This is a genomic window from uncultured Kluyvera sp. (assembly GCF_902485085.1).
In the GTDB taxonomy this organism is placed as follows: domain Bacteria; phylum Pseudomonadota; class Gammaproteobacteria; order Enterobacterales; family Enterobacteriaceae; genus Kluyvera; species Kluyvera ascorbata.
Genome location: NZ_CABTJS010000187.1, coordinates 1 through 19,369, shown reverse-complemented (window position 1 = coordinate 19,369; position 19,369 = coordinate 1). Strand labels below are relative to the sequence as shown.

General features: G+C 53.6%; 17 protein-coding genes. All 17 read right to left on the bottom strand.

Annotation, left to right across the window (positions count from 1 at the left end; all coding sequences use genetic code 11):
* Positions 1-134: 134 nt before the first annotated feature.
* Positions 135-1,094: an acetyl-CoA carboxylase carboxyl transferase subunit alpha gene (accA, locus tag RDN66_RS23700; protein ID WP_202216440.1), complete on the bottom strand. Its 960-nt coding sequence runs from the start codon at positions 1,092-1,094 to the stop codon at positions 135-137.
* A 12-nt stretch (positions 1,095-1,106) separates the two neighbouring features.
* The gene (gene dnaE, locus RDN66_RS23695; protein WP_035891973.1) at positions 1,107-4,589 is read right to left on the bottom strand and encodes a DNA polymerase III subunit alpha; all 3,483 of its coding nucleotides are present in this window, start codon (positions 4,587-4,589) and stop codon (positions 1,107-1,109) included.
* Positions 4,590-4,625: 36 nt separating this feature from the next.
* Positions 4,626-5,222, bottom strand: coding sequence for a ribonuclease HII (gene rnhB, locus RDN66_RS23690; RefSeq protein WP_035891972.1), 597 nt, complete (start codon positions 5,220-5,222; stop codon positions 4,626-4,628).
* A complete protein-coding gene (lpxB, locus tag RDN66_RS23685; protein WP_202216441.1) occupies positions 5,219-6,367 on the bottom strand; it encodes a lipid-A-disaccharide synthase in 1,149 nt (382 codons plus the stop codon). The genes rnhB and lpxB overlap by 4 nt, the downstream gene beginning before the upstream one ends.
* Positions 6,367-7,155, bottom strand: a complete 789-nt coding sequence (lpxA, locus tag RDN66_RS23680; RefSeq protein ID WP_308538224.1) for an acyl-ACP--UDP-N-acetylglucosamine O-acyltransferase — start codon at positions 7,153-7,155, stop codon at positions 6,367-6,369. The genes lpxB and lpxA overlap by 1 nt, the downstream gene beginning before the upstream one ends.
* Before the next feature lie 3 nt (positions 7,156-7,158).
* Positions 7,159-7,614: a 3-hydroxyacyl-ACP dehydratase FabZ gene (gene fabZ / locus RDN66_RS23675; protein WP_004145858.1), complete on the bottom strand. Its 456-nt coding sequence runs from the start codon at positions 7,612-7,614 to the stop codon at positions 7,159-7,161.
* Between the two features lie 103 nt (positions 7,615-7,717).
* Positions 7,718-8,743: a UDP-3-O-(3-hydroxymyristoyl)glucosamine N-acyltransferase gene (lpxD, locus tag RDN66_RS23670; RefSeq protein ID WP_123650808.1), complete on the bottom strand. Its 1,026-nt coding sequence runs from the start codon at positions 8,741-8,743 to the stop codon at positions 7,718-7,720.
* A 3-nt stretch (positions 8,744-8,746) separates the two neighbouring features.
* A complete protein-coding gene (gene skp, locus RDN66_RS23665; protein ID WP_035891968.1) occupies positions 8,747-9,232 on the bottom strand; it encodes a molecular chaperone Skp in 486 nt (161 codons plus the stop codon).
* A 126-nt stretch (positions 9,233-9,358) separates the two neighbouring features.
* Positions 9,359-11,770, bottom strand: coding sequence for an outer membrane protein assembly factor BamA (bamA, locus tag RDN66_RS23660; RefSeq protein ID WP_248537671.1), 2,412 nt, complete (start codon positions 11,768-11,770; stop codon positions 9,359-9,361).
* 31 nt (positions 11,771-11,801) lie between these two features.
* Positions 11,802-13,154, bottom strand: a complete 1,353-nt coding sequence (gene rseP, locus RDN66_RS23655) for a sigma E protease regulator RseP (protein ID WP_035891966.1) — start codon at positions 13,152-13,154, stop codon at positions 11,802-11,804.
* Positions 13,155-13,165: 11 nt separating this feature from the next.
* On the bottom strand, positions 13,166-14,023 hold the full coding sequence (gene cdsA, locus RDN66_RS23650; protein WP_202216443.1) for a phosphatidate cytidylyltransferase: 858 nt from the start codon (positions 14,021-14,023) through the stop codon (positions 13,166-13,168).
* A gap of 12 nt (positions 14,024-14,035) precedes the next feature.
* Positions 14,036-14,794, bottom strand: a complete 759-nt coding sequence (ispU, locus tag RDN66_RS23645) for a (2E,6E)-farnesyl-diphosphate-specific ditrans,polycis-undecaprenyl-diphosphate synthase (protein ID WP_072011334.1) — start codon at positions 14,792-14,794, stop codon at positions 14,036-14,038.
* 237 nt (positions 14,795-15,031) lie between these two features.
* Entirely contained in the window at positions 15,032-16,228 is a 1,197-nt protein-coding gene (gene ispC, locus RDN66_RS23640) for a 1-deoxy-D-xylulose-5-phosphate reductoisomerase (RefSeq protein ID WP_202216444.1), read from the bottom strand.
* 87 nt (positions 16,229-16,315) lie between these two features.
* A complete protein-coding gene (frr, locus tag RDN66_RS23635; RefSeq protein ID WP_035891962.1) occupies positions 16,316-16,873 on the bottom strand; it encodes a ribosome recycling factor in 558 nt (185 codons plus the stop codon).
* A gap of 151 nt (positions 16,874-17,024) precedes the next feature.
* On the bottom strand, positions 17,025-17,750 hold the full coding sequence (gene pyrH, locus RDN66_RS23630; protein ID WP_035891961.1) for a UMP kinase: 726 nt from the start codon (positions 17,748-17,750) through the stop codon (positions 17,025-17,027).
* A 166-nt stretch (positions 17,751-17,916) separates the two neighbouring features.
* Positions 17,917-18,768, bottom strand: a complete 852-nt coding sequence (gene tsf, locus RDN66_RS23625) for a translation elongation factor Ts (protein WP_035891960.1) — start codon at positions 18,766-18,768, stop codon at positions 17,917-17,919.
* 136 nt (positions 18,769-18,904) lie between these two features.
* Positions 18,905-19,369, bottom strand: a 465-nt coding sequence (gene rpsB / locus RDN66_RS23620; protein WP_308538223.1) for a 30S ribosomal protein S2, incomplete at its 5' end; no start/stop codon positions are given.

Below are 19,369 nucleotides of genomic sequence, written 5' to 3'. Positions count from 1 at the left end.
CTGGCCGTACTAACAATTTCAAGGATGAATGGCTCAAACCCTCAATCACAATGGCTCATTGCCATCTCATTTTTTCTCACAAAAAAAAGAGGCCGGATTATTATCCGGCCTCTTACAGAATGTGTTGCGGTTAATTATGCGTAACCGTAGCTCATCAGACGCTGATAACGACGGTTAAGCAGGTCTTCTTTGCTCAGTACGTCGAGATCCGCGAGGTCAGCCAACAGCTGCGCCTTCAGGGATGCCGCCATCACCTCTGGGTTGCGGTGTGCGCCGCCCAGCGGTTCTGGAACGATAGCGTCGATAAGCTTCAGCTCTTTCAGACGCGGTGCGACAATGCCCATGGCTTCAGCAGCCAGCGGCGCTTTGTCCGCGCTTTTCCACAGAATGGAAGCACAGCCTTCCGGAGAGATAACGGAATAGGTGCTGTACTGCAGCATATTCACTTTATCGCCCACACCGATAGCCAACGCGCCGCCGGAGCCGCCTTCGCCGATAACGGTACAGATGACCGGTACGCTCAGGCGAGACATCTCACGCAGGTTGCGGGCGATAGCTTCAGACTGACCGCGCTCTTCTGCGCCCACGCCAGGGTATGCACCCGGGGTGTCGATGAAGGTGATGATAGGCATATTGAAACGCTCAGCCATCTCCATCAGACGCAGGGCTTTACGGTAGCCTTCCGGCGCTGGCATGCCGAAGTTACGACGGATTTTCTCTTTGGTTTCGCGACCTTTCTGATGACCAATGATCATCACCGGACGACCGTCCAGACGTGCGATACCGCCGACGATAGCTTTATCGTCAGCATAGGCGCGATCGCCCGCCAGTTCGTCAAATTCATCAAACGCCAGGCGGACATAATCCAGGGTGTACGGGCGCTGCGGATGGCGCGCCAGTTGGGCTACCTGCCATGCGCCGAGATCGGCAAAGATTTTGCGCGTCAGCTCTACGCTTTTTTCACGCAGACGATGCACTTCTTCGTCGATATTAATATCCAGTTTCTCATCCTGACGGCTAACCGCAGTCAGAGAATCGATTTTCGCTTCCAGCTCTGCAATCGGCTGTTCAAAATCAAGGAAATTCAGACTCATAGTATTCCTGTATTAGTCAAACTCCAGTTCCACCTGCTCCGAACCGATGAGGCCACGCAGATCGTTGAGTAAACGATCGCTCGGAGAGACACGCCAGGTTGCACCGAAACGCAACCGCGCACGTGCATCCGCCCTCTGATAGTAGAGATGTACTGGAATGGTTCCCGAACGATGGGGTTCCAGAGACTGACGGAGTCGGTTTAAAAGCTGGTCATCAATTTGCCTGTCCGTCAGCGAGATAGCAAGCCCGCGAGCGTATTTTTCCCGGGCTTCGTCAATGTCCATCACTTCGCGGGCCATCATTTTAAGGCCGCCGCTGAAGTCATCAAAGCTGACCTGTCCGCTGACGATAAGTATGCGGTCGTTTTCCAGCAGATGCTGGTATTTTTCCAGGGCTTCGGTGAATAACATCACCTCTAGCCGTCCGGATCGGTCATCCAGGGTGCAGATACCGATACGATTACCTCTCTTGGTGACCATAACCCTTGAGGCAATCACGAGCCCCGCAGCCGTGGTCACTTTACCACGTTCTGTCGGATGCATGTCTTTTAGGCGATAGCCGCCGACATAGCGCTCAATTTCTTTAAGATACTGGTTAATCGGGTGACCCGTTAAGTATAAACCTAACGTTTCCCGCTCACCTTCCAGTACCGTGTGTTCAGGCCAGGGCATGCAGTTAGCGTACGACTGCTCAATTTGCTCCGGCTCTTCCGCCAACACGCCGAACATATCCGCCTGACCAATAGCTTCTGCTTTCGCGTGCTGGTCGGCGGCTTTTAACGCATCGCCCAGCGAATTCATCAGCGCGGCGCGGTGTGGGCCAAGGCGGTCGAACGCCCCGGACATAATCAATTTTTCCAGCACCCGGCGGTTAAGCTTTTTCGTATCGGTGCGCGCACAAAGGTCAAACAGCTCGCGGAAATAGCCGCCGTTATTACGCGCTTCGATAATGGCTTCGATTGGGCCTTCGCCCACGCCTTTAATGGCGCCGATACCATACACGATTTCCCCGTCATGATTAACGTGGAAATGATATAAACCGGAATTGATATCCGGCGGCAGGATTTTTAGCCCCATTCGCCAGCATTCATCCACCAGCCCGACCACCTTCTCGGTGTTATCCATATCGGCGGTCATTACCGCCGCCATAAACTCGGCCGGATAGTGCGCTTTCAGCCACAGCGTCTGATAGGAAACCAAAGCATAAGCAGCGGAGTGTGATTTGTTAAACCCGTAACCAGCGAATTTCTCTACCAGGTCGAAGATTTTCATCGCCAGTTCGCCGTCAACACCGCGACTTTTCGCCCCTTCTTCGAAGGTGCCGCGCTGCTTAGCCATCTCTTCCGGCTTTTTCTTACCCATTGCACGACGCAGCATATCCGCGCCGCCGAGGGTATAGCCGGAAAGCTCCTGGGCAATCTGCATAACCTGTTCCTGATACAGGATAATGCCGTAGGTTGGCTCCAGTACTGGTTTCAGACATTCGTGCTGCCACTGTACGTCTGGGTATGAGATCTCTTCACGCCCGTGCTTACGGTCGATAAAGTTATCTACCATCCCCGACTGCAGCGGGCCCGGACGGAACAGGGCCACCAGCGCGATCATATCTTCGAAGCAGTCAGGCTGCAGACGTTTAATCAGATCTTTCATGCCGCGGGATTCAAGCTGGAAGACCGCGGTGGTCTCCGAGCGCTGCAGCATATCAAAGCTTTTCTTATCGTCGAGCGGAATGGCCGCGATATCCAGCGGCGGCTCGCCGTTACGCTCACGACGGGCGTTGATCATCTCCAGCGCCCAGTTAATGATGGTGAGCGTACGCAGGCCAAGGAAGTCGAACTTCACGAGCCCCGCGTATTCCACATCGTTCTTATCGAACTGAGTAACCGGGTGCAGGCCCTGCTCGTCACAGTACAGCGGCGCAAAATCGGTAATTTTGGTTGGTGCGATAACCACGCCACCAGCGTGTTTACCGGCGTTTCGGGTGACCCCTTCCAGCTTACGCGCCATGTCTATCAGCGCGCGAACTTCTTCATCCGCCTCGTAAATTTCCGGCAGCTGCGGTTCAACTTCAAACGCTTTCGCCAGCGTCATGCCCGGATCGGGCGGCACCAGCTTGGAGATACGGTCAACGAAGCCGTACGGGTGACCCAGTACGCGGCCTACGTCGCGGATAACCGCTTTCGCCGCCATGGTACCGAAGGTGATGATCTGCGATACCGCATCACGTCCGTACATCTCCGCCACGTGCTCAATAACCTGGTCGCGTTTCTCCATGCAGAAGTCGACGTCGAAGTCGGGCATCGAGACACGTTCCGGGTTAAGGAAACGTTCGAACAGCAGGTCGAGTTCGAGCGGATCAAGGTCGGTAATTTTCAGCGCATAGGCCACCAGCGAGCCCGCACCGGAACCACGTCCTGGCCCTACCGGTACGCCGTTATCTTTTGACCACTGGATAAACTCCATTACGATCAGGAAGTAGCCGGGGAACCCCATCTGGTTGATAACTTTGAGTTCAACGTCGAGACGTTCGTCATATTCCGGGCGGCGTTTGGCGCGCTCTTCCGGATCCGGGAACAGGAACTCAAGACGCTCCTCCAGCCCCTCTTTCGACTTCGCCACGAGGAAGTCCTCGGTGGTCATATCGCCGGTCGGGAACTGCGGCAGGAAATACTCACCCAGACGCACCGTCACGTTGCAGCGTTTAGCTATCTCAACGGTGTTTTCCAGCGCTTCCGGGATGTCGGAGAACAGCTCGCACATCTCCTCTTCACTGCGCATATACTGCTGCGCAGAGTAGTTACGCGGACGCTTTGGATCGTCAAGGGTAAAACCATCGTGGATTGCGACGCGAATTTCGTGCGCGTCAAAATCTCCCGGCTCGAGGAAGCGTACATCGTTAGTCGCCACCACCGGCAGACCGCGCGTTTCCGCGAGCTCCACCGCCGCATGCAGGTACGACTCTTCATCCTGACGGCCGGTACGAATCAGCTCAAGGAAATAACAGTTTGGGAAATGTTCTTCATAAAAACCAACGCACTGCTCCACCAGCGCCATATTACCGCGCAACAGGGCACGTCCGACGTCACCCATACGGCCGCCGGACAGCAAAATAAGCCCCTCTTTCAGCTCAAGTAGCCAGTCACGATCGATGATCGGGCCAGCCGCGCCGTAGCCGCGCTGGTAGGCTTTGGAGATCAGCAGCGTCAGGTTCTGGTAGCCGGTGTTATTGGCCGCCAGCACCGTTAAATGGGTGAGTTCATCGCCGAACAGTTCGCTCTGAACGTTAAAATCCGCGCCGACGATCGGCTTGATCCCTGCGCCATGGCCCGCTCCGTAGAACTTCACCAGGCCGCACAGGTTAGTAAAATCGGTGATCGCCAGTGCAGGCATGCCAAGCGCGGCCGCCTTTTTCACCAGCGGCCCGGTTTTTGCCAACCCATCGATCATGGAGTAGTCGCTATGCACCCGCAGGTGCACGAAACGTGGTTCAGCCATCTTTAGATTCCGGTTTACTTATTCACGACACACGAATCAGGACGCAAGTCCCAGTGCACGTTTGACGGGAGCAAAGCTGCGTCGATGATGTTCGGTAGCGCCATATTGCGCCAGCGCTTCCAGATGGAAAGCGGTTGGATAGCCCTTATGCTGGGCAAAACCGTACTGCGGGAACACTTTATCCAGCTCGGTCATCTCGGCATCTCGCGTCACTTTAGCGAGAATAGACGCCGCGCTGATTTCCGCCACTCGGCTATCGCCTTTCACCACCGCCATGGATGGCATTGGCAGCGCCGGGCAGCGGTTGCCGTCGATCAGCACATATTCCGGCGGGATAGAGAGCCCGGCAACGGCACGCTGCATCGCCAACATGGTGGCATGCAGAATGTTCAGTTCGTCGATTTCATGCGGCTCCGCGCGGCCAAGGCTCCAGCACAGCGCTTTTTCTTTGATTTCGTCAAACAGCGCCAGGCGGCGTTTTTCGCTCAGCTTCTTGGAGTCGTTCAGGCCGACAATCGGGCGAGCAGGGTCGAGTATGACCGCCGCGGTCACCACCGCGCCAATCAGCGGGCCGCGACCGACTTCATCCACACCCGCCACTAAATGGGTGTGGGGATATTCAAATTCAATCATTGTGCAAGCTCCAGCACCGCATCTGCCGCCTGTTCATCCGCATTGCAGCGAATTTGCAGGTGCAGGTCGCGGAAGGTATCGTGTATCGCGTGGCTGGTCTTACCGTTTGCCAGCAACGGCTGCAACGCATCGGCTAGCGCCTGCGGCTGACACTCATCCTGCAGCAACTCTTTCACCAGCTCACGGCCGGCAAGCAGATTTGGCAGGGAAACGTAGTCGGTTTTCACCAGACGCTGAGCCAGCCAGAAGGTAAACGGCTTCATGCGATAGCCGACGACCATCGGACATTTTGCCAGCATACATTCTAGCGCCGCCGTCCCGGATGCCAGCAATGCGGCATCGCTGGCGATCATTGCTTCGCGCGCCATGCCGTCCAGCATATGCACGGAAAGGTCCGGTGCCACGTCGGCCTTGATACGCTCAAACTGCTCGCGACGTTTTGCATTCACCAGCGGCACCACCACTTCCAGGTCGGGGTACTGCTGACGCAACAGCTGTGCCGTTTTTAAAAAGTCTGCGCTGAGCATTTCCACTTCGGCACCGCGGCTGCCGGGTAACAGTGCCAGACAGTGCACGTCGTGGGCGATACCCAGCGTATCACGGGCGGCGCTTTTATCGGGGTCGAGCGGCATGGCATCTGCCATGGTATGACCGATAAAGCGGCACGGGACGTTAAATTTGTCATAAAACGCTTTTTCAAAAGGCAGAAATGCGAGCACCAGATCGGTAGCTCTGCCAATTTTGAAGACGCGTTTCTGTCGCCAGGCCCAGACGGACGGGCTGACGTAGTGGATAGTTTTAATGCCCTGTTTCTTAAGGTTGCCCTCAAGGGTGATATTGAAATCGGGGGCATCAATGCCGACAAAGACGTCGGGCTTGAGATCGGTAAAGCGTTTGGTCAGGTCAGCGCGAATGTGCAGCAGACGACGCAGTCGCCCCAGCACTTCAACGATGCCCATCACCGCCAGCTCTTCCATTTCGTACCAGGCTTCACAACCTTCAGCCTGCATACGCGGACCCGCAACGCCAACAAAACGGGCGTTGGGAACTCGCGCCTTGAGGGCGCGAATCAGACCTGCACCAAGAATATCGCCGGAGGTTTCTCCGGCGACCAGGGCAATCGTTAGCGGACGCTGCTCAATCATTAACGAATCAGGCCACGCGTAGAGCGGGCGAAGAAATCGCTGAATGGTTGAACTTCCGGGTACTGCTTCGCCAGTTCGGCGATTTCCGGTTTAGCTTCGTCCAACGTTTTGCCACTGCGGTACAACGCTTTATAGGCGTTGCGGATCGCGGTGATCGCTTCGCGGCTAAAGCCACGACGCTTCAGGCCTTCGATGTTGACGCCAAACGGCGTCGCGTGGTTGCCCTGAGCAATAACGTACGGTGGCACATCCTGAGCAACACCAGAACAGCCGCCGACCATCACGTGCGCACCAATAATGCAGAACTGGTGCACTGCGGTCATGCCGCCGATGATAACGAAATCATCCAGCGAGACGTGACCCGCGAGCGTCGCGTTATTGGCCAGGATGCAGCGGTTGCCTACGGTACAATCGTGCGCTACGTGAGCGTTGATCATCAGCAGGTTATCGCTGCCCACCTTCGTCAATCCGCCGCCCTGTTCTGTGCCACGATGAATGGTGACGCTTTCGCGGATGCGGTTGCGATCGCCAATTTCCACGCGAGTCGGTTCACCAGCATATTTCAGGTCCTGGTTAACTTCCCCGATAGAGGCGAACTGATAGATCTCATTATCACGACCAATAGTGGTATGGCCGTTAACAACAACGTGAGACTTCAGTACGGTGCCTTCGCCGATAACGCCGTTTGGCCCCACAATACAAAACGGACCAATGTGGGCGTTAGCGCCGATAACGGCACCGTCTTCCACAATGGCGGTAGGATGGATAAAGGCGGTTTTATCAATCACGGATCAGGCCTCCCGGCTACGCGCACACATCATCGTCGCTTCGCAAACTACTTTACCGTCTACCAGCGCAACGCCTTTAAAGCGAGTCAGGCCACGGCGAGTTTTCTCGAAGGTGACTTCCATAATCATCTGATCGCCAGGCACGACAGGACGCTTGAAGCGCGCTTCATCGATACCAGCAAAGTAGTACAGCTCGCCAGGCTCCAGTTTACCAACGCTTTTAAACGCCAGAATACCGGTTGCCTGAGCCATCGCTTCCAGAATCAGCACGCCCGGTAAAATCGGTTTGCCAGGGAAGTGGCCCTGGAAAAACGGCTCATTTACGGAAACATTTTTCACTGCGCGCAGAAAACGACCTTCTTCAAAATCCAGCACGCGGTCTACCAGTAAGAACGGGTAGCGGTGTGGCAGAAGTTCTAAAATCTCTTCAATGTGCAGAGTATGAGTGTCAGTAGTCAAAATACTCTTCCTGTCAAAATATACTAAGGGGCAATAATAACACGGCCTGCCGGATTACAAGAATGCCGACAGGCCGGAAAGTATCATGCGATACAGATGAAAATTAGTCTTGATTATCAAGCTTGCGTTCAACAGCTTTGAGACGCTTGCTCATTTCATCAATATTCATCACCAGCGCGGCAGTTTTGCGCCATGCCTTATTAGGCTGGAGCGGGATACCTGACGAGTAAACGCCAGGTTCGGTAATTGGACGCATAACCATGCCCATACCGGTTACTGTCACTTTGTCGCAGATTTCCATGTGACCGTTGATGACGCTGGCACCGCCAATCATGCAGTAACGGCCAATTTTCAGGCTGCCGGCCATAATAACACCGCCAGCAACCGCGGTATTGTCGCCAATCACCACGTTGTGCGCAATCTGGCACTGGTTATCAATGATAACACCGTTGCCGATCTGTGTATCATCCAGCGCACCGCGGTCGATCGTTGTACAGGCGCCGATCTCTACGCGATCGCCAATAATGACGCGACCAAGCTGAGGGATCTTCACCCAATTTCCACGATCGTTGGCGTAGCCAAAACCATCCGCGCCAATGACGGTGCTGGATTGGATCAGGCAATTCTCACCGATCTCGACTTCGTGGTAAATGGTGACGTTTGCCCACAGACGTGAACCTGCGCCAATTTTCGTTTTTTTACCAACGAAACACCCCGCCCCAATCACAACGTTATCACCGAGCACAACGTCAGACTCAATCACCGCATTCGGACCGATGGAGACGTTGTTACCGAGTACCGCAGACGGACTAATCACCGCGCTCGGAGCGATATCCTGTGCTGGCTGTGGCGTGGTATCTAAAATTTGAGCCATACGTGCGTAAGTCAGGTAGGGATTCTTCACTACCAACGCAGCGCCTTTGGCAAAAGGCAGTAATTCTTGCGTCAGGACAATCGCCGACGCTTCGCACGCAGACAGGTGATCACGGTACTTAGGATTAACCAGGAACGTGATATGGCCCGCTTTAGCGGATTGCATGGACGCGACAGCGGTGATGACGATATCGCCATCACCGTGTAATTCCGCATCCAACTGCTGAGCTAAGTCAGCCAGTCGAATTGAAGGCATTACTTATTTAACCTGTTTCAGTACATCAGCGGTGATGTCTTTTACATCGCTGCTGTTGAATGCAACGGCGTTAGCATCAACAACCAGGTCAATGCTCTGGCTTGCAGCAACGGATTTCACAGCAGTCTGGATACGAGTAACCAGTTTGCCACGTTCTTCGTTGGTGCGACGCTGACGGTCCTGTTCAAAGGACTGCGCTTTCTGAGAGAAAGTCTGACGCTGGGAAGTGATGTCTTTTTCCAGCTTGGTGCGATCGGCACCTGCTTTCATAGACTGCAGACGCTGCATTTTAGACTGCAGGTCACCTTCCATGCGCTGAAGTTCGCCAGCACGGCCTTTGAATTCGTTTTCCAGGGTGCTGGAAACGCCCGTTTTCTGTGCAACTTGCTGGAACAGGCTACCCATATTAACAATTGCAATTTTATCTGCTGCTTGAGCAGATGCAGCCATTGCTAAACCCAGACCTGCAGCGACTAACCACTTTTTCACAATAATACTCCTTACCATCCCATATGTACCCGAGGGTACTGTTCTTTTGGTGGCCGAAGCCACCTTGACGCTATCGCCTAATGCCAGCAAAACTACACTGAACCTGCATTCCTTTGCAAAGAGCAATTACCAGGTTTTACCAATGTTGAACTGGAACTGCTCGGATTTGTCTCCATCGTATTTCTTATACGGCTGGGCGTAGGAGAAGACCAACGGCCCTAATGGGGACATCCATTGTAATGCGATACCCGCGGACATACGGATATTGCTCGGATCGCTGTAGTCTGGAACGCCAGCAGACTTCATTGCTGCGGTATTCTGCCAGTTGGTATCCCACACGGTACCCGCATCCCAGAAGAATGAGGTACGCACCGAGTTCGCGTATTTATCGCTGATAAACGGCGTTGGGACGATCAGCTCAAGGCTGGCCACACCCATGGCGTTACCACCAACCGCATCGTCGGACTTACAGTAACCACCGCTCTGGTCACAGTTATCCAAGCCTGATGCACCATAATAGACCGCTTTTGGACCGATGGTGTTGGACTGGAAGCCACGCACGGTGCTTGAACCACCAGCATAAAAGTTCTCATAGAACGGCAGTTCTTTACCGCCTAAACCGTCACCGTAGCCCCACTTGGTACGACCCAGAACCACCCACTTATGATCTTCATCCAGCGGGAAGTAGGACGCTGTATCCAGCGTTACCTTATAGAACTCGTTATCGGAGCCTGGGATTGTAACCTTACCGTTCAGGTTGACGCGCGAACCGTCCGTTGGGAAGTAGCCGCGGTCAAGTCGGTTATAGGTCCAACCGTAGTTAAAGGTGAAATCGTTAGCACTGAAGCCGTTATCATCGCTGGTTTTACCCGCCGTCTGGCCGATAGAGTCCAGATAACGCCACATCGCCACCTGCGGTTCCATATTGGACAGGTCGTTGTGGACATAGCCCAGACCAGCACGCAGTGAGTTGTATTCGTTAATCGGGAAGCCCAGCGTACCGTCTACACCATAACTTTTGTTGGTATAGGACGACAGGTCAGCATCATCCGCTTTAAAGTCATTGTAGAAGACACGACCACCAAGGCTAACACCATCCACCGTAAAGTACGGGTTGGTCACAGAAAGCTCGGTATAGGTCTGGTAGTCGTTCTTGGTACCGTTGATACCGACGGAATAACCGGTACCTAACCAGTTATCCTGCTGAACGCCCGCCTGGAAGCTCACGCCGCTTTCCGTACCGTAGCCAATACCGAAGTTGAAGCTACCGGTGTTACGCTCTTTGACCTTGTAAACCACATCCACCTGATCCGGGCTGCCCGGTACGCGTTGGGTTTCAGTGTCGACGGTTTCGAAGTAGCCCAGACGGTTCAGACGATCTTTACCCTGGTCAACTAAATCACCGCCCAGCCACGCCCCTTCCATCTGGCGCATTTCGCGACGCAGAACGGAATCTTTTGACGTGTCGTTACCGACAAAGCGGATGTTACGCACGTAGAAGCGGTTACCTGCATCGACGTTGATGTGCAGCTTAACCGTTTTATCCGTGTCATTAATTTCAGGCTGAGACTGTACGCGTGGATACGCGTAGCCGTAGCGACCAAGAAGTTTCTTAATGTTATCTTCCATTTTGGTCACTTTCGCGCCGTTATAGAGTTCACCTGGCTCAATCTTAGTCAGGCTCTCAATTTCAGCCGAGTGCCCTGCCAGGTTACCCGTCACCTGTACGCCAGACAGTTTGTACTGGTCGCCTTCGGTGATGTTAACGGTGATGTAGATGCCTTTTTTATCCGGCGTCAGGCTCACCTGCGTGGAATCGATGTTGAAACGGGCGTAACCGCGATCCAGGTAGTAGCTGCGCAGGGTTTCAAGGTCACCCGCCAGCTTCTGTTTCTGGTATTTACGATCGCCGACCACGTTCCACCACGGCACTTCGTCACGCAGCTGGAAGGTTGAGATCAGATCTTCGGTGCTGAACGCATGGTTACCGACGATATTGATCTGTTGGATCTGGGCGGAAACCCCTTCCTGGAAGACCAGCTTCAGGTCGACACGGTTACGCGGCAGCGGCGTAACAACCGCCTTCACGCTCGCGCTATACTTACCGACGCTGTAGTAGAAATCTTCCAGTCCTTTTTCGATATCGGAGAGGGTTGTACGGTCGAGAGATTCGCCAACACGAACGCCAGAAGCTTCGAGGTTCTGTTTTAGCATGTCATCTTTCACCGACTTGTTGCCGGAGAAGGTGATGCTAGCAATTGTTGGGCGTTCTTTGACCTGCACCAGTAACACATCGCCGTCTCTCAGGACGCGAACGTCCTCAAAGTTGCCCGTAGCAAACAGGGCGCGAATGGTGTTACTGATATCATCATCAGAGACGGTATCGCCAGGACGTACTGGCATACTGAGAAGGGCCGCACCAACAGCGACACGCTGCAAGCCTTCGAAATGAATGTCCTTCACCACGAACCCGTCAGCACCGTACACGGTCGCGCTGCTAAACAGCAGCGACGCTATAAGCAACTTTTTCATCGCCATCGTTATTATGCGTTCTTCCTAACTAACTCTCTTACAACCGAGAGAAATCATTGAAAAGTGCAAGCCCCATTAACAGCATCAGCAGAATCGAGCCGATGCGGTAACTAAAGTCTTGAACTCGCTCGGATACCGGGCCGCCTTTCAGCTTCTCAATCGCTAAAAACAGCAAGTGTCCCCCATCTAAAACAGGGAGCGGGAACAGGTTGATTATGCCTAAATTCACGCTGATGAGTGCAAGAAACATCAGGTAGTAAATCAGCCCATACTCCGCAGACATCCCAGCCCCCTGGGCGATCGAAATCGGCCCACTGAGGTTGTTCAGTTTGACGTCACCGGTGATCAATTTTCCCAGCATACTGACGGTCAGCTTCATCAACTGCCCGGTTTTCTCCGTGGCTTCGACGATAGCGCTGAACGGCCCATACTGGCGCACTGTCTTATATTCCTCAGGCAGCGGGATAACTTTCGGTACTACCCCTGCGAACCCTTCCGCTTTTCCGTTACCGTGTTTTGTATCCGGTATCAGAGTTAAAGACAAGAGAGTCCCCTGCCTTTCGATCTCCAGCTGTAACGCTTTGCCTGGATTGTCGCGTACCAGCGTGACAAACGTCATCCATTGCGTCAGCGGTTGACCGTTGACTGTAACGATCCGATCCCCTGCTTGTAAACCGGCTTTACGCGCCGCAGAGTCAGATTGCACCTCTGCCAGCACTGGTTCAATCTGCGCGCCACGAGGGCGAATACCGAGCGAAGTCACCGGATCTTGTTTATCCGGCTCAAACGCCCAATGCCGCAGGTTGAGGATTTTATCCTGCCGCTGCTCGCTGCCGAAAGGGGAAACGGTGAGGGTGGTGCTTTCATCACCAATTTTCGCCACTAACGCCATACGTACAGCATCCCAATCAGGCGTTTCGATACCATCTACGGCTTTAAGTTCCGTGCCTGGTGCAATTTGTGCTTCTGCGGCGATGGAATTGGCGGTTATTTCACCAACTACTGGACGAATACCAGGGACACCGATGATGAACACCAGCCAGTAGGCGAAGATAGCAAAGAGGAAGTTGGCGATAGGGCCGGCGGCGATAACGGCGGCTCGCTGGCCCACCGTTTTGTTGTTGAACGCCATATGACGCATCTCAGGCGCCACTGCGTCAACGCGCTCGTCGAGCATTTTGACGTAACCGCCCAGCGGGATAAGGGCGATAACAAATTCAGTGCCGCGTTTATCAACGCGGCGCCAGAGCGCTTTACCAAAACCAATGGAAAAGCGCTCTACACGGATACCACAGCGCCGAGCAACCCAGAAGTGACCAAATTCATGTACGGTGATCAATACCCCTAGCGCGATAATAAACGCGGCAAGGTTCCAGAGAATGCTCAGCATAAGTCCATCCGTTAGATCGTCCTGAAAACCAGCAGCAGCAAGCAGGCGAACACCGGAACTGCCGCCGTCAGGCTGTCAATGCGGTCAAGTATCCCGCCGTGGCCAGGGATAAGATGCCCGCTATCTTTGATGCCAGCTTCACGTTTGAACATGCTCTCAGTGAGATCGCCCAATACTGAAGCCAGCGCTGCAACGATGGAACAGGTTAACAGCGTGGATGGGGCAACGTCCAGATTTGCCCACAGGCCATAGGCCCAGGAAATGATTGCCGCCGTCACCAGGCCGCCAAAGAAGCCTTGCCAGGTTTTGCCCGGAGAGACCTTCGGTGCCAGCTTATGTTTGCCAAAAAGCTTACCAAACATGTAGGCCCCGGAGTCAGCGCCCCATACCAGAATCATGACGTAAAGCAGCCACAGCGCGCCGCTGTAGTGGTTTTCATCATAATGCCAGGAGCGCAGCGCCAGCATTCCCCAGAAAAACGGGACAATCGTGACGATGCCGAAGACCAGTCGCAGTACCTTGGATTGACGCCAGATAGCAGCGGACCCAGGATAGGAAAGGACCAGCAGCAAGGCGACAACCCACCAAATCAGGGAGGCCCACAGCGAAGTTTCAACGACCGGCTGATGGATATTATGGTGATATTCCGGAATGAAGAAGAGCATCACCGCCAGCAACAGGCCACAGAGTACCGCCAGCCACACGCGCTGTGTCCGCGAGGTGAAACCGCTTAATTGCCCCCATTCCCATGCCGCCAGCATACAAACGACCAGCGTAACAATAGCGAAGCCGCCAGGCGGCAGCAAAAACAGGGCTGCAATAACAACCGGTATTAAAATCAATGCAGAAATCAGGCGATACTTCAGCAAAAGCTACCCCCATCAGGCCTTGTCGCCACCAGGCTCGGTGCCACCGAAACGTCGCTCTCGATTAGCGAAAGCATGCAGCGCACCTTCAAAGTCTTGTTCATCGAAATCGGGCCAAAGAACATCTGTAAAGTAAAGTTCAGCATAGGCAATTTGCCAGATAAGAAAGTTACTGATCCGATGTTCTCCCCCGGTCCTAATTACTAAATCTACGGGAGCCAGTTCATGCATGCAGATCTGCTGAGAAAGCAGTTCTTCACTAATTTGATCGGGGCGGAGCTCCCCTTCCTGAACCTGTTCGGCTAAGCGCTGAACTCCCTGAACAATATCCCATCGACCGCCATAATTAGCAGCAATGTTCAATGTTAGCCCCGTATTATTTTCCGTCAGCGCTTCCGCTTTACGAATTCGCTCCTGCAGGCGCGAATTAAACCGACGGGTATCGCCAATAATCCGCAGCCGAACATTATGGCGGTGCAGACTTTTCACTTCGCTGTCCAGTGCCCAAACGAACAGCTCCATCAACGCACTCACCTCTTGCTCAGGGCGATTCCAGTTTTCACTGCTGAATGCGTATAGCGTTAATGCCTCAATACCGTTGCTCGCCGCATAGGATACGGCTCGGCGCACGGATTTCGCCCCGGCTTTATGGCCAAAGGCGCGAATCTTACCTTGCTTTTTCGCCCAGCGACCATTGCCATCCATAATGATTGCCACATGGCGGCAACCGTGGGCTGGCTGACTCTCGCTGGTTGGTTGATTAGCAGACAACATAACGCGTTTTTAATCCATGAAAAGGGATGAGCGGTACCCCGGAATACAGCCATACACTTCATCCGTCAGGAAAACCTGAAGGATTTTACGTATCTTTGTCTCGCAAAAAAGCCGTGCTAAATCACGGCTCTCCCGACCCCGCAGCGAAAACACACTGAGATCGGGTGGCGCAGACTATATCACTGAAGCCAGACGCTAACAAATGCCGTGACGGGTTGTATGCTGATTCGGCTCTCATTACCTGACGAAATGTCTTGCCTGCGTCGCCGCCGCTTCACGCGCCATCGCATCGATAGCCAATACCGCGTCCACACTCTGCGGTTCGCCAGGATCAAGGCTATCCAATACTGCCATATTGACGTTCGCGATATCGGTAAAGCGGATTTGCCCGTCAAGGAAGGCCGCCACAGAGACTTCGTTCGCGGCATTCAGCGCGGTGGTTGCCGCCTGACCTTGTTCAAAAGCCTCCATCGCCAGCTTCAGACAAGGGTAACGAGCATAATCCGGCTCGGAGAAGCTTAGCGCGCCCATCTTGCAGAAATCTAACGGCTTCGCGCCAGAAACCACGCGATGGGGCCAGGCCATAGTATTGGCAATTGGCGTACGCATATCGGGCTCACCCAGCTGTGCCAGTACACTACCGTCCTGGTAACGCACCATCGAGTGAATCACCGACTGAGGATGAATCAGCACTTCCATCTGCTTCGCTGAAGCATTAAACAGCCAGCGGGCTTCGATGTATTCCAGACCTTTATTCATCATAGTGGCCGAGTCGACGGAAATTTTACGTCCCATCGACCAGTTCGGATGACGACAAGCCTGATCCGGCGTCATTGCGCCGAGCTCACTGATTGGCGTCTCACGGAACGGGCCACCTGACCCGGTAAGCAGAATGGATGACACCCCATGCTGCTCAAGGTCAGCGTACCCTAAGTCGGACTGAAAGCTTTGCGGTAAACTCTGAAAGATAGCGTTATGTTCACTGTCGACCGGCAGTAACTGCGCATTATGCTGTTTTACCGCCTCGAGGAATAACCGCCCACAGGTCACCAACGACTCTTTATTCGCCAGCAGAATGCTTTTGCCTGCACGGATAGCCGACAGCGTCGGCAGCAGACCGGCCGCCCCCACGATGGCCGCCATCACCTGATTGACCTCGTCCAGCGCTGCCACATCGCACGCTGCCTGCTGTCCACAGAGCACTTCCGTACGGCTGCCGTGTTCACGCAGCGCCGTCCTCACCGCATCGGCGCTCTTTGCGTCATCCATCACCGCATAGCGAGGCGTGAACTCCAGACACTGTTCAACCATCCGCTCGACGTTTTTACCTGCCACCAGCGCAGTTACCGCAAAACGTTCACGGTTGTGACGCACCACGTCCAGCGTGTTGCAACCAATAGAGCCCGTTGAGCCCAGGACAGTTAATTGCTTCATGAGATATTCCGGATAGTTCAAAAGCAAAACGCCGCCAGCAAAGCAATAATGCTTCCTGTACGGCGTTCATCGCACAACTTACACAGCTTAGAACTGCATCAGTTCCGCTTCTTTCTCAGCCAGCGCCGCTTCAATTTTCTTGATAGCAACGTCAGTCAGTTTTTGTACGTCTTCCTGAGAACGGCGATCGTCATCTTCGCTGATCTCTTTGTCTTTCAGCAGCGCCTTCACTTTATCGTTCGCATCACGACGAACGTTACGCACGGAAACGCGCGCCTGTTCAGCTTCGCCACGGACGATTTTGGTCAGATCTTTACGACGTTCTTCGGTCAGCGGAGGCAGCGGAACGCGAATGTCGGTACCCGCAGAGCTTGGGTTCAGACCGAGGTCAGACGCCATAATCGCTTTCTCAACGGCCGGGCCCATAGAGCGGTCGAATACGTTGATTTTCAGAGTACGGGTATCTTCTACGGTGACGCTTGCCAGCTGACGCAGTGGCGTAGCGGTGCCGTAATACTCAACGACGATGCCGTCCAGCAGGCTAGGAGAAGCACGACCCGTGCGAATTTTGCTGATTTGGTTTTTGAATGCTTCTACACATTTGTCCATGCGTACTTCAGCATCTTTTCTGATATCGCTAATCACGTTACGAATCCTTGAAAACTAGTCTCAGTCGACCAGACGATGGCACATTGCTATGAATGCGCTAAGTATAGTCTCGTTTAAATCATGCCACAGAATATCTCAATTCTGCCGGATAAACGCGAATCTTACCCGGAAATGGCCGCAACGGAAATTATTCCGTAATTAAAGTGCCTTCTTTTTCGCCCATCACCACGCGACGCAGTGCGCCTGGTTTATTCATATTGAATACGCGAATTGGCAATTTGTGGTCACGAGCCAGCGTAAAGGCAGCCAGATCCATGACTTTCAGTTCTTTATCCAGCACTTCGGTGTAGGTCAGCTGCTCGTACATGGTGGCAGTCGGATCTTTTGCTGGGTCAGCGGTGAACACACCGTCAACTTTGGTGGCTTTCAGTACCACGTCGGCTTCGATTTCGATGCCGCGCAGGCAGGCTGCAGAATCGGTGGTAAAGAACGGGTTGCCGGTACCGGCGGACAGAATCACGACGCGGTTGTTACGCAGCAGGCTGATAGCCTCTGCCCAGCTGTAGTTGTCGCAAACGCCGTTCAGCGGAATCGCTGACATCAGGCGGGCGTTCACATAGGCGCGATGCAGTGCGTCACGCATTGCCAGGCCGTTCATTACCGTTGCCAGCATGCCCATGTGGTCGCCCACAACGCGGTTCATACCCGCTTTTGCCAGACCCGCACCACGGAACAGGTTGCCACCACCAATGACGACACCCACCTGGATGCCCAGCTCAACAAGTTCTTTAATCTCTTGCGCCATACGGTCAAGAATACTTGCGTCAATACCGAAGCCTTCAGTCCCCTGCAATGCTTCACCGCTAAGCTTGAGCAGAATACGTTTGTAGACAGGTTTTGCGTTGGTAGCCATTTTCTTTCCTGGAGTGTCACGATTGGGATGGTAAAAATTCAGGTGACATCATGCGTTCCATGCCAGTGCATCCCTATAGGAGCAGGCTGATTCTCACATGACGATTTTGTGCATTAACCCTTAGTGCACAAAAGAGAGCCGCCCTCAGGCGGCTCCTTTACAGCAATTAAGACTGCTTGGACATTGCAGCAACTTCTGCTGCGAAGTCAGTCTCAACTTTCTCGATGCCTTCGCCCACTTCGAAGCGGATGAAGCCAGTCACGTCAGCGTTGTGCTCTTTCAGCAGCTGGCCAACAGACTTGCTTGGATCCATAACGAATGGCTGGCCAGTCAGAGAAACTTCGCCGGTGAATTTCTTCATGCGGCCTTCAACCATTTTCTCTGCGATTTCTTTTGGCTTACCAGACTGCATCGCGATGTCCAGCTGTACCTGGTATTCTTTCTCTACCACTTCAGCGGATACGTCTTCTGGTTTAACGAATTCTGGCTTGCTTGCAGCAACGTGCATTGCCAGCTGTTTAACCAGCTCTTCGTCAGCGCCAGTAGCAGCAACCAGAACACCGATGCGAGCACCATGCTGGTAGTTGCCCAGAACTTCGCCTTCCAGGGAAGCCACGCGACGGATGTTGATGTTCTCACCGATTTTAGCAACCAGCGCAACGCGTTCTTCTTCGAACTGTGCTTTCAGAACGTCAACGTCGGTGATGTTACCAGCAACAGCTGCGTCCAGAACTTTGTCAGCAAATGCCTGGAAACCGGAGTCTTTAGCAACGAAGTCAGTCTGGCAGTTAACTTCCAGAATGAAGGCGATGTTGCCATTGATTTTGGTTTTGATCACGCCGTCAGCAGCAACGTTGCCTGCTTTTTTCGCTGCTTTGATAGCACCGGATTTACGCATGTTTTCGATTGCCAGCTCGATGTCGCCATTAGCTTCAGTCAGGGCTTTTTTGCAATCCATCATGCCTGCGCCAGTACGCTCACGCAGCTCTTTTACCAGGGAAGCGGTAATTTCAGCCATTCTAAAATCCTCGGAAGATTTGATCTGCCCGGCGATAAACCGCACAGATTTAAAAGTGAAAAAGGGGGCCATAAACAGGCCCCCTAACCAAACGTGTTACTACCTGGTTTATAAGGGCTCTTTCGAGCGTGCCTTATTACTCAGCTTCTACGAAGCTTTCTTCCGCCTGGGAAGCCAGATCAGAAGAACGGCCTTCACGAACGGTAGCAGCAACTGCGCTCAGGTACAGGGTCACAGCACGGATTGCATCGTCGTTACCAGGGATAACGAAATCAACGCCATCTGGATCAGAGTTGGTATCAACGATAGAGAATACTGGGATACCCAGGTTGTTCGCTTCTTTGATAGCAATGTGTTCATGGTCAGCATCGATAACGAACAGTGCGTCCGGCAGGCCGCCCATGTCTTTAATACCGCCCAGGCTGTTTTCCAGTTTCGCCAGCTCACGAGTACGCATCAGCGCTTCTTTCTTGGTCAGCTTGTCGAAAGTACCGTCCTGAGACTGAGTTTCCAGATCTTTCAGACGTTTGATGGACTGACGAACGGTTTTCCAGTTAGTCAGCATACCGCCCAGCCAGCGATGGTTCACGAAGAACTGGTC

Coding starts and splice junctions, on each gene's coding strand:
- accA (WP_202216440.1), bottom strand. CDS start 1,094: ATGAGTCTGAATTTCCTTGATTTTGAACAGCCGATTGCAGAGCTGGAA.
- dnaE (WP_035891973.1), bottom strand. CDS start 4,589: ATGGCTGAACCACGTTTCGTGCACCTGCGGGTGCATAGCGACTACTCC.
- rnhB (WP_035891972.1), bottom strand. CDS start 5,222: ATGATTGAATTTGAATATCCCCACACCCATTTAGTGGCGGGTGTGGAT.
- lpxB (WP_202216441.1), bottom strand. CDS start 6,367: ATGATTGAGCAGCGTCCGCTAACGATTGCCCTGGTCGCCGGAGAAACC.
- lpxD (WP_123650808.1), bottom strand. CDS start 8,743: ATGCCTTCAATTCGACTGGCTGACTTAGCTCAGCAGTTGGATGCGGAA.
- bamA (WP_248537671.1), bottom strand. CDS start 11,770: ATGGCGATGAAAAAGTTGCTTATAGCGTCGCTGCTGTTTAGCAGCGCG.
- rseP (WP_035891966.1), bottom strand. CDS start 13,154: ATGCTGAGCATTCTCTGGAACCTTGCCGCGTTTATTATCGCGCTAGGG.
- ispU (WP_072011334.1), bottom strand. CDS start 14,794: ATGTTGTCTGCTAATCAACCAACCAGCGAGAGTCAGCCAGCCCACGGT.
- ispC (WP_202216444.1), bottom strand. CDS start 16,228: ATGAAGCAATTAACTGTCCTGGGCTCAACGGGCTCTATTGGTTGCAAC.
- pyrH (WP_035891961.1), bottom strand. CDS start 17,750: ATGGCTACCAACGCAAAACCTGTCTACAAACGTATTCTGCTCAAGCTT.
- tsf (WP_035891960.1), bottom strand. CDS start 18,768: ATGGCTGAAATTACCGCTTCCCTGGTAAAAGAGCTGCGTGAGCGTACT.